The sequence below is a fragment of the Labrys neptuniae genome, from assembly GCF_040797145.1.
Classification (GTDB): Bacteria; Pseudomonadota; Alphaproteobacteria; order Rhizobiales; family Labraceae; genus Labrys; species Labrys neptuniae.
The window spans coordinates 51,199-64,562 of sequence record NZ_JBFNQD010000009.1 but is presented as its reverse complement, the minus strand read 5'-3'; the positions used below and the strand labels follow the sequence as shown (position 1 = coordinate 64,562).

11 protein-coding genes are annotated in these 13,364 nt (G+C 64.6%); 8 read left to right on the top strand and 3 right to left on the bottom strand.

Annotation, left to right across the window (positions count from 1 at the left end; all coding sequences use genetic code 11):
• The first annotated feature begins 93 nt into the window (after positions 1-93).
• The gene (locus tag ABXS05_RS23030; protein WP_367625512.1) at positions 94-1,626 is read left to right on the top strand and encodes an MFS transporter; all 1,533 of its coding nucleotides are present in this window, start codon (positions 94-96) and stop codon (positions 1,624-1,626) included.
• Between the two features lie 103 nt (positions 1,627-1,729).
• Here the strand turns inward: ABXS05_RS23030 and ABXS05_RS23025 are convergent, their stop codons facing one another.
• The 3 genes from ABXS05_RS23025 to hutC form a co-directional block, all read right to left on the bottom strand.
• Positions 1,730-2,920, bottom strand: coding sequence for a porin (locus ABXS05_RS23025; RefSeq protein WP_311938560.1), 1,191 nt, complete (start codon positions 2,918-2,920; stop codon positions 1,730-1,732).
• Between the two features lie 457 nt (positions 2,921-3,377).
• On the bottom strand, positions 3,378-5,051 hold the full coding sequence (gene hutU, locus ABXS05_RS23020; RefSeq protein WP_311938558.1) for a urocanate hydratase: 1,674 nt from the start codon (positions 5,049-5,051) through the stop codon (positions 3,378-3,380).
• Between the two features lie 83 nt (positions 5,052-5,134).
• Positions 5,135-5,938 carry a histidine utilization transcriptional repressor HutC gene (gene hutC, locus ABXS05_RS23015; protein WP_367625511.1) on the bottom strand — a complete coding sequence of 268 codons (804 nt, stop codon included), beginning with the start codon at positions 5,936-5,938 and terminating at the stop codon, positions 5,135-5,137.
• 112 nt (positions 5,939-6,050) lie between these two features.
• On the opposite strand from hutC, the gene ABXS05_RS23010 reads away from it, so the two are divergent.
• From ABXS05_RS23010 to ABXS05_RS22980, 7 genes are all read left to right on the top strand, one after another.
• The gene (locus ABXS05_RS23010; protein ID WP_367625510.1) at positions 6,051-7,445 is read left to right on the top strand and encodes a formimidoylglutamate deiminase; all 1,395 of its coding nucleotides are present in this window, start codon (positions 6,051-6,053) and stop codon (positions 7,443-7,445) included.
• A 36-nt stretch (positions 7,446-7,481) separates the two neighbouring features.
• On the top strand, positions 7,482-8,339 hold the full coding sequence (locus ABXS05_RS23005) for a transporter substrate-binding domain-containing protein (RefSeq protein ID WP_367625509.1): 858 nt from the start codon (positions 7,482-7,484) through the stop codon (positions 8,337-8,339).
• A 172-nt stretch (positions 8,340-8,511) separates the two neighbouring features.
• Positions 8,512-9,366, top strand: a complete 855-nt coding sequence (locus ABXS05_RS23000; protein ID WP_311938551.1) for a transporter substrate-binding domain-containing protein — start codon at positions 8,512-8,514, stop codon at positions 9,364-9,366.
• Between the two features lie 149 nt (positions 9,367-9,515).
• A complete protein-coding gene (locus ABXS05_RS22995) occupies positions 9,516-10,262 on the top strand; it encodes an ABC transporter permease (protein ID WP_311938616.1) in 747 nt (248 codons plus the stop codon).
• 8 nt (positions 10,263-10,270) lie between these two features.
• Positions 10,271-10,993, top strand: coding sequence for an ABC transporter permease (locus ABXS05_RS22990; protein ID WP_311938549.1), 723 nt, complete (start codon positions 10,271-10,273; stop codon positions 10,991-10,993).
• An 11-nt stretch (positions 10,994-11,004) separates the two neighbouring features.
• Positions 11,005-11,784 carry an ABC transporter ATP-binding protein gene (locus ABXS05_RS22985; protein ID WP_068293909.1) on the top strand — a complete coding sequence of 260 codons (780 nt, stop codon included), beginning with the start codon at positions 11,005-11,007 and terminating at the stop codon, positions 11,782-11,784.
• An 86-nt stretch (positions 11,785-11,870) separates the two neighbouring features.
• Complete coding sequence (locus ABXS05_RS22980; RefSeq protein ID WP_367625508.1) at positions 11,871-13,361, top strand: HAL/PAL/TAL family ammonia-lyase; 1,491 nt, start codon at positions 11,871-11,873, stop codon at positions 13,359-13,361.
• Positions 13,362-13,364: the final 3 nt, after the last annotated feature.

The window sequence follows — 13,364 nt, the reverse complement described above, 5'->3', positions numbered from 1 at the left end:
CAACGGGTCAAGCCATTTCGCCAGGGCAAACCGCCCTACCGAGCATCCCGCTCTGGCCGGCGACCTGCCACCCATATTTTGAGCATCGATTTCATGACAGACCGAACCTTGGCTCCGAGCGCGGCCCACAAGGCGCTCATCCTGCTATCCGTCTGCCTCGCCGCCATCGCCATGCCCCTCACCTTCACCGGACCGGCGGTGGCGCTGACCGCCATCGCCGAGACATTGGGCGGCAGCCCGGTTGCCCTGAACTGGGTGACCAATGCCTTCATGCTGACCTTCGGCAGCACCTTGATGGCCGCCGGCGCCCTGTCGGACAGCTTCGGCCGCAAGCGCGTTTTCCTCACCGGCGTCGCCGGCTTCGCCCTGGCCTCGCTGGCTTTGGTGGGAGCGCACTCCATCCTGGTCTTCGATCTCCTGCGTGCGCTCCAGGGACTTGCCGCTGCCGCTGCCTTTGCGGGCGGCATGGCCGCCCTGGCGCAGGAATTCTCCGGCAGCGCGCGCATGCGCGCCTTCAGCGTGGTCGGTGCCAGCTTCGGTGCCGGCCTTTCCTTCGGCCCGATCAGTTCGGGCCTGATGAGCGAGACCTTCGGCTGGCCCAGCATCTTTCTGGCCGTCGTCGCGCTGACATCGGCCTCCTTCGTCATCGGCGTCGTCGTGCTCAGGGAATCCCGCGATCCTCAGGCCCGCGGACTGGATTGGCCGGGCGCGACCAGCTTCACCCTCGCCTTGACCCTGTTCACCTATGGCGTGCTGCAGGCCCCCGAAAGCGGCTGGAGCGACCCGCTCGTCGTCGCCCTGCTCGTCGGCGCCCTCGCCCTGATGGTGCTGTTCGTGCGCATCGAGCTCAATTCGCCCCGCCCGATGCTCGACCTCAGCCTGTTCCGCTATGGTCGCTTCGTCGGCGTGCAATTGCTGGCGGCCGCGCCGGCCTATGCCTTCGTGGTGCTGCTGATCCTGCTGCCGATCCGTTTTGTCGGTATCGAGGGCGTCGGCGGGGTGGCCGCGGGCCTGATGATGATGGCCCTGTCCGCCCCGCTGCTGGTTCTGCCGCTCCTGGCCGGCTGGCTTTCGCGCTGGATTGCACCGGCCGTGATCTCGAGCCTCGGCCTGCTGGTCTGCGCTTCCGGGCTTGCCTGGCTGAGCTTCATGCCGGTCGGTGGCGACGTCAACGCCATGCTCGCGCCCATGGCGGTGATCGGCATCGGCATCAGCCTGCCCTGGGGTCTGATGGACGGCCTCGCCGTCTCCGTGGTGCCGAGCGAACGGGCCGGCATGGCGACCGGTATCTTCTCCACGGTCCGCGTCGCTGGCGAAGGCGTGGCGCTTGCCGTCGTCAGCGCCCTGCTCTCGGCCCTGATATCAGGCCATCTTGCCGGCGAGCATGTCCGGGAGGGCGCCCAGAAGCTGGTGACGGGCGACGTAGCCGGCGCTGCCGGCGCGCTGCCGCAGCTTGCCCGTCCCGCCCTGATCCAGGCCTATGGCGATGCGTTCGCCACGCTGCTCCTGCTGCTCGCCGCCATCACCGTGGTCACCGCCATCGTGGTCTTCGTCTTCCTCGGGCGCCGAGAAACGCCTCGCGACGATGTCACGACAGAGACGACCTGCGTCTCGGCGAACGGCTGAAGCCTCACACCGACAAATGACCTTGCGAACAACGAAAGGGGGGCCGCAAAGCCCCCTTTTCTCAGATACCGAACCGAGCTGGTGTCGATTTGCAGCAGCGCCCTCAGAACATTCGCTTGATACGGATGCCGCCGACCACCGAGTTGAGCTTCTCCTTCGGCCGGTTGTCGGCAAAGGTCTCGTTGCCGAGCTCGCGATCGAACTCCGAGCGGATGTAGGAGACCTCGCCCGTCACCGACAGGCCCTTGACGATCATGTAGGTCAGGTTGCCGGTGATGGCATATTCCTTGGCCTTCAGGTCCTGGCCATTGCTGCCGGCACCGTCATAGCGTGTGTCGATATAGCTCGGTACGATGTTGAAGCCCCATTGCGGCGTGAAATTGCCGCCCAGTTCGGCCGTAACAGACCAGCCCTTGCCGGCTTCGAGCCTCGAAAAGCCATTGCGGTAGTAGAAGTCCTGCGAGCGGAGGGCATAGAGGTTGTCGGCGCCGAGATAGTCCAGCGCGCCATCGGCATATTGGCCTTCGATCACCAGATGGCCATCCTGGAGCTGCGGGATCTTGATCAGCACATCGCCGCCGATCGCATAGCCCCATTTGTTCTGGTGCCGCAGCGCGACATCATCGGTGGGATCGTCCGGCGTACCATTGTCGTAGCGCGAGGCACTGCGGAACTGGTGGGCCGCCGCCTGGAGCGCCACCGTACCCCATTCCTGGTCGAGCCTGAGGACGCCGACGACATCCGGCACCTGCTGGCCGCCCTGATAGGCGAACACGTCGTTCTGGCGGTGATCGCGGCCATCTTCGACCGACAGGGTGGCCGAGAAGCCGCCGCCGAACTGTGCCGTGTAGGCGATGAGGTTCACCGTGTTCGACTGGGCGTAATAGGGGCCGAAGATGGTGTTGCCATAGTCGTTGTCGTAGAAGCCGAAGAAGGAATGCGCATAACCGGCCGTCAGGCCGCCGAACTGGATGAAGGCCTTGTCGATGGTGAAGCGGTTGCGCTGCTCCGTGCCGTTGACCCGCGTGGCGGTGTTGCTGTCCGCGTTGATCTGGAAATAGGAGCGCAGCAAGCCATATTCGGTCTCGGTGCGGGCATCGAACCAGACACGGGCCTGGGCATTGAAGGCGGTGCGGTTGTCGTCGCGATTGAACTTGCCGCCACCATAGACGCGATAGTCTATGCGGAACTCGCTGCCGATGCGCAGGCAGGTGTCGCTGCCGGGAATATAGAAGAAGCCAGGTCCAAAGGCCGTGCAGACCTTCACATATTCGACGGCCTCGCCCTTGGTCATGGGAAGATCCGCCGCGTGGGCGGCCGCAAAACTGGTAAGAGCGGCCACAGTCCCTAAAATAAATGATTTTTTCACCATGATTTCCTCCAAGAAAACATCTGCCGCTCGACAAAAGACAGAAGGTCTTCGGATTAAAATCGTATCGGCAACAGAAGCAAAAGTACGAAATTAAAAAATTTACGGTTCGAATCTGAACCAACCAGGCCAGATCGACAATAGAAATTCTTGCCACGCGTCCGAAATATGCCTCTTTTTAGCCTCCTTGTTACTGAAAAGTCACAATGCAGCAGCGGCATGATGCAACCTCGCCTTGCACCAGACGGTAAACCGAAGTCTCCGCGCAACGAAGGAAGACACCCTTCCGGGCACGAAAAAGGCGGGCCCGAGGACCCGCCTTGCAGCCAACCGATACCGGCTGGCCATGGTCGCTTTTCCGGCACGATGCCGGCACGCTGCCTTACTTGTTCAGCATCGGCAGGTTCATGCCCTGCTGCTTGGCCCAGTCGATGGCAATGTCGTAGCCGGCGTCGGCATGGCGCATCACGCCGGTGCCGGGATCGTTGACCAGCACGCGGGCCAGGCGGCGGTCAGCGTCCTCGCTGCCGTCGCAGACGATGACCATGCCTGAATGCTGCGAATAGCCCATGCCGACGCCGCCGCCATGATGCAGCGACACCCAGGTCGCGCCCGAGGCGCAGTTGAGCAGGGCGTTGAGCAGTGGCCAGTCGGACACGGCGTCCGAGCCGTCGCGCATGGATTCCGTCTCGCGGTTGGGCGAGGCGACCGAGCCGCTATCGAGATGGTCGCGGCCGATGACGACGGGAGCGGAGAGTTCGCCGGTGCGCACCATCTCGTTGAAGGCGAGGCCGAGGCGGTGGCGCTGGCCGAGGCCGACCCAGCAGATGCGGGCGGGCAGCCCCTGGAAGGCGATGCGCTCGGCGGCCATGTCGAGCCAGTTGTGCAGGTGCTTGTCGTCCGGGATCAGTTCCTTGACCTTGGCGTCGGTCTTGGCGATGTCGGCCGGATCACCCGACAGGGCCGCCCAGCGGAAGGGGCCGATGCCGCGGCAGAACAGCGGGCGGATATAGGCCGGCACAAAGCCCGGGAAGTCGAAGGCGTTGTCGACGCCGACTTCCTTGGCCATCTGGCGGATATTGTTGCCGTAGTCGAAGGTGGGCACGCCCATCTTCTGGAAGTCGAGCATGGCCCGCACATGCACCGCCATCGACTTCTTGGCCTCGGCGACGACATGGGCCGGCTCGGTGCGGGCGCGCTCCTTGTATTCTTCCCAGGTCCAGCCGATCGGCAGATAGCCGTTCAGCGGGTCATGGGCGGAGGTCTGGTCGGTGACCATGTCCGGGCGGACGCCGCGGCGCACCAGTTCGGGCAGGATCTCGGCGGCATTGCCGAGCAGGGCGATCGAGACGGCTTCCTTGCGGTCGCAATGATGCTTGATCAGCGCAAGCGCGTCGTCGAGATCCTTGGCCTGCTTGTCGACATAGCGGGTGCGCAGGCGGAAATCGATGCTCTGCTGCTGGCATTCGATGTTGAGCGAGACGGCGCCGGCGAGGGTCGCGGCCAACGGCTGGGCGCCGCCCATGCCGCCGAGACCGGCGGTGAGCACCCAGCGACCGGCGAGGTCGCCGCCATAATGCTGGCGGCCGGCTTCGACGAAGGTCTCATAGGTGCCCTGCACGATGCCCTGCGAGCCGATATAGATCCAGGAGCCGGCCGTCATCTGGCCATACATCATCAGGCCTTCGGCATCGAGCTGGTTGAACTTCTCCCAGGTCGCCCAATGCGGCACCAGGTTGGAGTTGGCGATGAGGACGCGCGGGGCGTCGGCATGGGTCTTGAACACGCCGACCGGCTTGCCGGACTGCACCAGCAGCGTCTCGTCATTGTTGAGGTTCTTCAACTCGCGCACGATGGTGTCGAAGCACTCCCAGTCGCGCGCGGCGCGGCCGATGCCGCCATAGACCACCAGTTCCTTGGGGTTCTCGGCGACGTCGGGATCGAGATTGTTCATGAGCATGCGCAGCGGCGCTTCGGTCAACCAGCTCTTGGCATTGAGCTGGGTGCCACGCGGGGCGCGGATCTCGACATCGCGGAAACGGGCATTGCTGAGCATGTACATGACCTCTTGTTGCTTGTATATACAAGTTAGCAGCAAATTGGCCCCACTGTCAAGGACCGCTGAGCCGTTCAGAACATTTACCCCACGCGGTTGGAATGCCGCCTGTTCTCGATGCGATAGCGCCCGCCCGGCAACAGCAGGCGCACCGCGGTGACGACATGCTGCACGGCCTCCCCGTCACCGCCCGCCTCCGGGGCAGGCGCCCCCACCCATCCGGTCGCGAAGGTGCGGCGACGGATCAGTAGGCAGGGATCGGCCCGCGAGATCGCCAGCAGCTTGCATTCCCAGGCCTGCGGCAGCACCGCCTCGATGCGATGCTCCGCCTCGCTCCACGGCACCATCGCACTGAGCACTTCATTGGGCGTCACCTTGGAGAAATCGTGATCGAGATAATCCGGCGCCACCGTGGGATTGACGAAACGATCCTCGAGCTGGATCGGCACTTCATTGTCGCAATGCACGATAATCGAGTGAAAAACCGGGCTTCCGATCGGCAATTCGAGCAAATCGGCGATATCCGGCGTCGCCTTCAACGTATCGAGCAGCAGCACCTGCGCGCTGTAGTCGTGGCCGCGACCGCGGATCTCCTCGGCGATATTGGTGACGGCGAACACGTCCGAATGGCTGTTGCCGCCCGCGACGAAGGAGCCCCTGCCCTGCATGCGCACCAGCACGCCTTCGAGGCTGAGCTCGCGCAAGGCCCGGTTCACCGTCATGCGACTGACCCCGAGTTGCTCGACCAATTCGCTTTCGGAAGGGATGCGATGATCCGGCGGCCACTCGCCGCTGCGCACCCGCGCGAGGATGTGCTGCTTTACCTCGGCATAGAGCGGCGTGGCGGGTATGGCGGGCTCCGGCTTCCTGTCCGGCGGCATGCTCATGACGACGTCATTCCTCAAAAATCGACTCACCGCTTCATACGGCACTTGCCACGATCGCAAAATTATGTATAAAACTTATACATACAAGTTGCGAACTCGTCGGTACACAAACATGCCCGATTTCCGCCCACAACTCCAGAGCAACCACAGCCTGTACGCCAGCCAGGCCCTGCTGCCCGATGGCTGGGCCCGGAATGTGCGCATCGAGATCGATGCTTCAGGCCGGATCGGCGCCGTAACCCCCGATGTCGCCCCAGATGGCGCCGAGATCGCCGCCGGCCCGGTGCTACCTGCCATGCCCAACCTGCATTCCCACGCCTTCCAGCGTGCCATGTCCGGCCTTGCGGAAGTGTCCGGCGCGGGCAGCGACAGCTTCTGGACCTGGCGCGAGGAAATGTACCGCACCGTCGGCCAGATCACGCCCGAGGACGCCGAGGCGATCGCCACCCGGCTCTATGTCGATCTGCTCAAGGCCGGCTTCGGCTCGATCGCCGAATTCCACTATCTGCATCACGACAAGGACGGCGCCCTCTTCGCCGACCGCGCCGAGATGGCCAAGCGCATCCTGGCCGCGGCCAGGACCAGCGGCATCGGCATGACGCTGCTGCCCGTCTTCTACGCCCATGCCAATTTCGGCGGCGTTGCTCCCCATGAAGGCCAGCGCCGCTTCATCCACGATATCGACGGCTTCCAGCGCCTGATGGCGGAGCTCGCCCCGGCCTGTGCCGCACAGGGTGCAACGCTCGGCTACGCCTTCCATTCGCTGCGCGCGGCGACGCCGGAGGAGATGAACACGCTGATGGCGAGCCTGCTCAAGACAGGGCCGCTGCACATCCACATCGCCGAGCAGCAGAAGGAAGTCGACGACAGCCTGGCCTGGAGCGGCAAGCGCCCGATGCAGTGGCTGTTCGACCATATGCCTGTCGACGAACGCTGGTGCCTGATCCACGCCACCCATGCCGATCCGTCCGAGCTCCAGCGCATGGCGGCGAGCGGCGCCATTGCGGGCCTCTGCCCGGCGACGGAAGCCAATCTCGGCGACGGCATCTTCGACGCGGTCGCCTATCGCGCCCAGAGCGGGCGGTTCGGCATCGGCACCGACAGCCATGTCTCCCCCAGCGTCGTCGACGAGCTGCGCACGCTCGAATATTCGCAGCGCCTGCGCGACGAAAAACGCAACCGCCTCGCCAATGGCCCGCATCGCTCGGTCGGGCGCGACATATACGATGCGGCCCTCGCCGGCGGTGCCCAGGCCCTCGGCCAGCCCATCGGCGCCATTGCCCCCGGAAAGCTCGCCAGCCTGGTCGTCCTCGACGGCGACGATGCTTTCATGGACAGCGCCAAGGATGACGCTATTGTCGATCGCTGGCTGTTCGCGCTTGGCGACCGTACGGTGCGTGACGTCATGGTTGAGGGGCAGTGGCGTATCCGCAACGGGCGTCACGACCAGGACGACATCATCAATGCGGCCTTCAAGACCGCGATCAGAAACCTGGCCCGCCATTGAGGCGCGCGGGTTGCTGTCAACATAGGGGAATTGATGATGAAGAAGACCCTCATTTCCACCGCCATCCTGGCGCTGGCGACGCTGATGAGCGTTCCGGCCGCCCAGGCCAAGGAGTGGAAGACCGTCACCATCGGCCTGGAGGGCGCCTATGAGCCCTGGAACCTGACCAAGCCCGACGGCACCATGGACGGCTTCGAGATCGACCTCGCCAAGGATATCTGCGGACGCATCAAGGTCGAGTGCAAGTTCATTGCCCAGGATTGGGACGGCATGATCCCGAGCCTCAATGCCGGCAAGTTCGACGTGATCATGGACGGCATGTCGATCACCGAGGAACGCAAGAAGCAGATCGATTTCTCGCGTCCCTATGCCGGCGAACGCGCCGGTTTCGCCACGCTGAAGTCCAACGACCTCGCCAAGCTCGCCGGCACCGGCACCATCGTGACGCTGACGGGCGATGCCGCGCATGACAAGCCGACGGTCGACGCCCTGCGCGATGCCGTGAAGGGCAAGACCATCGGCGTGCAGGTTGCCACCAACTATGCCGAATGGCTGGCCAAGAACTTCAAGGACGTGGCCACCATCACCGAATACAAGACCGTGGGTGAGGCCGATCTCGACCTCTCTGCCGGCCGCGTCGACGCCACCGTCGGCGACGTCACCTTCTATTACTCGGTGCTGTCTCGCCCCGATCACTCGGAAATGATGCTGGCCGGTCCCGAAATCACCGGCGCGGTGTGGAGCGAAGGCATCGGCCCGGCCTTCCGCAAATCCGATCCGGAACTGCGCGACATGTTCGACAAGGCGATCGGCGAAGCCCTTGCCGACGGCACGATCAAGAAGCTCAGCATGAAATGGTTCAAGACGGACATGTCGCCTCAGACCAAGTCCTGAGTCAGGCAAGTCCGAAAGCGCTGACCGCGCTGGCATCCGGGCGGGGGACCATGGTCCGCCCGGATCGCGCCTCAAGCAAGCGGCACAAGACCGATTGAGGCACTGCAAGGGCGATCCAGAATGAAGCCGGACCGGAAGACCGGGCGGCCAAAACCCAAAAGGGGAACCGACAATGAAGAAGTACCTGATCTCCTCGGCGCTGCTGGCGCTGACCGCCCTGACGGCCATGCCGGCGGTGGCCAAGGAATGGAAGACGGTCACGATCGCCCTGGAAGGCGCCTATGAGCCCTGGAACCTGACCAAGCCCGACGGCAGCATGGACGGCTTCGAGATCGACCTCGCCAAGGATCTGTGCGGGCGCATGAAGATCGAGTGCAAATTCATCGCGCAGGACTGGGACGGCATGATCGCCGGCCTGAACGGCGGCAAGTTCGACATGATCATGGATGCGATGTCGATCACCGACGACCGCAAGAAGCAGGTCGCCTTCTCGCAGCCCTACGCCCAGACCCCGGCGGGTTTTGCCGGCCTGAAGACCGGCGACCTCGCCAAGATGGACGGCACCGGCACCACGGTGACGCTGACGGGCGAGGCCGGCCATGACAAGAGCACGGTCGAGAAGATGCGCGAAGCCCTGAAGGGCAAGACCATCGGCATCCAGACCGCCACCGTCTACACCAAATTCGTCGAAGAGAACTTCAAGGACATCGCCACCATCACCGAATACAAGACCTCGGGCGAACGCGACCTCGACATCACGGGCGGGCGTATCGATGTCGGCTTCGACGACGACACCTATTTCACCTCCGCCTTCGCCAAATCGGGCAATGAGCAGATGACCCTCGTCGGTGCTCAGATTGCCGGTCCGATCTGGGGCGAGGGCATCGGCCCGGCTTTCCGCCAGTCGGACAACGATCTGCGCGAAATGTGGGACAAGGCGATCGGCAGCGCCATCGCCGACGGCACCGTCAAGAAGCTCAGCCTGAAATGGTTCAAGCTGGACGTGACCCCCGTCAAGGGCTCGTAAGTCTTCGGCCTCAGTCCGCGGGCCGGCCAGCTCCGGCCGCGGACTGAAGGGACGACACTGCCGGCCCTGCCACCACAGCGGCCGCGGCGAGCCGCCATCGCCTATGTCTCACTGGCCTACCCCGAGAGGAGAGCCGCATTGTGGACGTGATCACCAGCCTATCCGACAAGATCTCCTATCTGGTTGCCACGCTCGGCTTCGGCGAGACAGGTTGGGGGCTCTATCTCCTCGGCGGCGCGGGAATGACGCTGGCCGTCACCGTCGCGGCGATGCTGATCGGCGCCGTCGTCGGCGCCCTGGTCGCCTGGGCCAAGATTGCCGGCAACATGCCGGCTACCCTGGTCGGCAATGTCTATACGGTGGTGCTGCGCGGAGCCCCGGAACTGCTGATCATCTACATGGTCTATTTCGGCCGTGTGGTCGATGTGATCGGCAATTCGCTGGGTGCGCTCGGCATCGGCAACAGTACCACGATCAACAGCTTCCTGGCCGGCGCGCTCGGCGTCGGCCTGATCTCCGCCGCCTACCAGGCGGAAGTCTTCCGCGGCGCCTTCACCGCCATCGCCAAGGGCGAGATCGAGGCGGGCCGCGCCATCGGCATGCCGCGCTTCATGCGTTTTCGCCGCATCATCGCGCCGCAGATCATGCGCTTTGCCATTCCCGGCCTCGGCAACGTCTTCCAGCTCAGCGTCAAGGACTCCGCTTTGATCTCCGTCACCGGCCTGGTCGAGATCATGAACGCCGCCAACAAGGCGAACGGATCGACCCGCCAGCCCTTCCTGTTCTACACCGTGGCCGCCTGCCTCTATCTCATCCTGACGACCTTCTCGACCCAGATCTTTAGTGCCGGCGAACGGCGGGTAGCCAAGAGCTTCCGCCGTCCCGTGGGATCGTAGGTGCCGCCATGACTCTTGATTTCGCCCTCGAAGCCCTCAGCAAGATCCTCGCCGTCCTGCCGACGACGTTGTTGCTCTTCATCTTCTCCGTCCTGCTCGGCCTGGTCTTCGCCCTGATCGTGCTGTGGATGCGTATGAGCAGCAACGGGCTGCTGTCCGGTATCGCCAAGACCTACATCTTCATCTTTCGCGGCACGCCGCTGCTGATCCAGATCTTCCTGATCTTCTACGGCCTGGCCCAGTTCCAGTTTATGAAGGAATCCTGGTTCTGGCTGGTGTTGAAGAACCGCATCGCCTCGGCGGTGTTCGTGATGGCGCTCTGCACCGCTGCCTATCAGGCGGAAATCCTGCGCGGCGGCCTGCTGGCCGTCTCGACCAAGGAGATCGAGGCGGCGCGTGCCATCGGCATGTCCGGCTTCAAGCTGCTCTACCGCATCATCGCGCCGATCGCCCTGCGCCAGGCCCTGCCGGCCTATTCGACCGAGGTGATCCTGACCTTGAAATCGACCTCGCTGGCCGGACTGATCGGCGTGGTCGAGATGACCGGCATCGCCCAGAAGATCGGCCGCCAGGCCTTGCTCGACGTGCCTGTCCTGGCGCTGGCAGGCCTGGTCTACATCGCCCTGAGCTATGTCATCATCTTCCTGCTCGGCCGGGCCGAGCGTGTCCTCTCCCCCCATCTGCGCTTCATGCCGCCGAGCGCGCAGACACCGCGCACCATCGTCGGCTGAAAGGAAACGCCATGGCCGCTTCCAGCGAAATCGCTCTCAGCGTCAAGAACATCCGCAAGAGCTTCGGCGATCATGAAGTGCTCAAGGGCATTTCGCTCGATGCCCACCAGGGCGACGTGATCTCCATTCTCGGCGCCTCGGGCTCGGGCAAGAGCACCTTCCTGCGCTGCATCAACCTGCTCGAGACCCCCGATGACGGCGAGATCGTCGTCGCCGGCGAGAAGGTCGAGATGCGCCGCGGCAAGAAAGGTCACCTCGAGCCGACCAACGGCAAGCAGGTGGATCGCATCCGCTCCGAACTCGGCATGGTGTTCCAGAGCTTCAATCTCTGGTCGCACATGACGGTTCTGCAGAACCTGATCGAAGGCCCGGTGCATGTGCTGGGCCGCCCCAAGGCCGAGTGCATCGCCGAGGCCGAGGCCCTGCTGGAGCGCGTCGGCCTCGCCGAGCGTCGCAATTACTACCCCTCGCACATGTCGGGCGGCCAGCAGCAGCGCGCCGCCATTGCCCGGGCCCTGGCGATGAAGCCCAAGGTAATGCTGTTCGACGAGCCGACCTCGGCGCTCGACCCGGAACTGGTCGGCGAAGTCCTTCGCGTGATGCGCGGCCTCGCCGAGGAAGGCCGCACCATGCTGGTGGTCACCCACGAGATGGGGTTCGCCCGCAACGTCTCCAACCGCGTGATGTTCCTGCACAAGGGCGAGGTGGAGGCGGACGGCTCGCCCGATGAATTGTTCAAGGAGACGAAGTCGGAGCGTTTCAAGCAGTTCATCTCCAGCCAGCATCATTGACGATCTGGCGCGACGGCAGGTGAGGGGCTGTGCAACCTCGGCCTCAATTTCTCTATCCCGATACTCCTCCTCGTCCTGGTTTCCCCATGTCCATCATCCTTGACCGCCCCCTCACCTGGCGAGAAATCGCCGCCATCGCCGAAGGAGCGGAACTCGCCCTTTCCGAAGCTGCCTGGCAGCGCCTCTCCTATGCCCGGGCCATCGTCGATGCGATCGTCGAGCGTGGCATCCTCGCTTATGGCGTGAACACCGGCGTCGGCGGCCTTGCCAACGTCATCGTCGACCGGCCGCAGCAGCGGCACTTGTCGCGCAACATCCTGATGAGCCATGCTGTCGGCGTCGGGGCTCCTGTCGGCAAGACCGAGACGCGTGCGATCATTGCCGCGGCCATCAACAACTACGCCCATGGCCGTTCCGGCGTCAGGCCCGAGGTCGTCGAGCAGATGCTGGTCCTGCTGGCGCATGACTGCCTGCCCGAAGTGCCTTCGCTCGGTTCGGTCGGCTATCTCAGCCACATGGCCCATATCGCCCTGGTCTTGATCGGCGAAGGCCACGCCGTGCTCGACGGGCAAAGACTGACGGGCAGCGAGGCGCTGGCCCGCATCGGGCGCACGCCATTGGTGCTGGAGGCCAAGGAGGGCTTGAGCCTGGTCAACGGCTCGCCCTGCGTCACCGGCCTCGCCGCGCTCGCTCTGGCCCGCAGCGAAAGGCTGGTCGACTGGGCCGACGTCACCGCCGCCATGAGCTTCGAGAACCTGCGCAGCCAGCCCCGGGCCTTCGACGAGACCTCGCTCGCCCTGCGCATCTCCGTGGGCATGCAGGCAACGGGACGGCATCTGCGCGCCTTGCTCGACGGCAGCGCCATCCTCGCCGCCGCGGCCGGGCGCCAGACCCAGGACCCGCTCAGCCTGCGGGCCGTGCCGCATGTCCATGGCGCGGTACGCGACGCGCTGGCCGAGATCGGTTCGACCATCGACCGGGAACTGGCTTCCGTCACCGACAATCCGGCCGTGCTGGGCACGCCCGAAGCGCCCGAGGTTTATTCGGAGGCGCATGCCGTGGCGCCCGGCATCGCGCTCGCCATGGATACGCTCGCCATTGCGGTGGCCGAGCTCGCGGCAATGGCGGAGCGGCGGATCGACCGCCTCGTCAATCCGCATGTCAGCGATCTGCCGGCCTTCCTCGCCGTAGGCAGCGGGGTCTCCTCGGGCTTCATGATCGCCCAATATACCGCCACCTCGCTGGTAGCGCTCAACCGGCGCCTGGCGAGCCCCGCCAGCCTGGATGGCGGCATCACCTCGGGCCTGCAGGAGGACCATCTCAGCCACGCCACACCGGCTGCTCTCAAGGCGCTGCAGATTCTCGACAATGCCGAGCACATCCTGGCGATCGAACTCCTCGCCGATGCCCAGGCCTATGACCTGCAGGCCGAAGACCTTGCCAAGGCCCCCGGCACCGATGCCTTCTACCGCGACGTGCGCACGGCCCTGCCCCCCTATCGCGACGACCGCCCCCTGGCGGGCGACATCGCCGTCGCGCGCGGCATCATCCGCCGTGCCGACGCCGGCGCGGCCTGAGGC

What these genes read in the sequence shown, in the direction of transcription:
- hutU (WP_311938558.1), bottom strand. Translation starts at nt 5,051, where the DNA reads ATGCTCAGCAATGCCCGTTTCCGCGATGTCGAGATCCGCGCCCCGCGT.
- ABXS05_RS23030 (WP_367625512.1), top strand. Translation starts at nt 94, where the DNA reads ATGACAGACCGAACCTTGGCTCCGAGCGCGGCCCACAAGGCGCTCATC.
- ABXS05_RS23000 (WP_311938551.1), top strand. Translation starts at nt 8,512, where the DNA reads ATGAAGAAGTACCTGATCTCCTCGGCGCTGCTGGCGCTGACCGCCCTG.
- hutC (WP_367625511.1), bottom strand. Translation starts at nt 5,938, where the DNA reads ATGAGCATGCCGCCGGACAGGAAGCCGGAGCCCGCCATACCCGCCACG.
- ABXS05_RS23025 (WP_311938560.1), bottom strand. Translation starts at nt 2,920, where the DNA reads ATGACCAAGGGCGAGGCCGTCGAATATGTGAAGGTCTGCACGGCCTTT.
- ABXS05_RS22985 (WP_068293909.1), top strand. Translation starts at nt 11,005, where the DNA reads ATGGCCGCTTCCAGCGAAATCGCTCTCAGCGTCAAGAACATCCGCAAG.
- ABXS05_RS23010 (WP_367625510.1), top strand. Translation starts at nt 6,051, where the DNA reads ATGCCCGATTTCCGCCCACAACTCCAGAGCAACCACAGCCTGTACGCC.
- ABXS05_RS23005 (WP_367625509.1), top strand. Translation starts at nt 7,482, where the DNA reads ATGAAGAAGACCCTCATTTCCACCGCCATCCTGGCGCTGGCGACGCTG.
- ABXS05_RS22980 (WP_367625508.1), top strand. Translation starts at nt 11,871, where the DNA reads ATGTCCATCATCCTTGACCGCCCCCTCACCTGGCGAGAAATCGCCGCC.
- ABXS05_RS22990 (WP_311938549.1), top strand. Translation starts at nt 10,271, where the DNA reads ATGACTCTTGATTTCGCCCTCGAAGCCCTCAGCAAGATCCTCGCCGTC.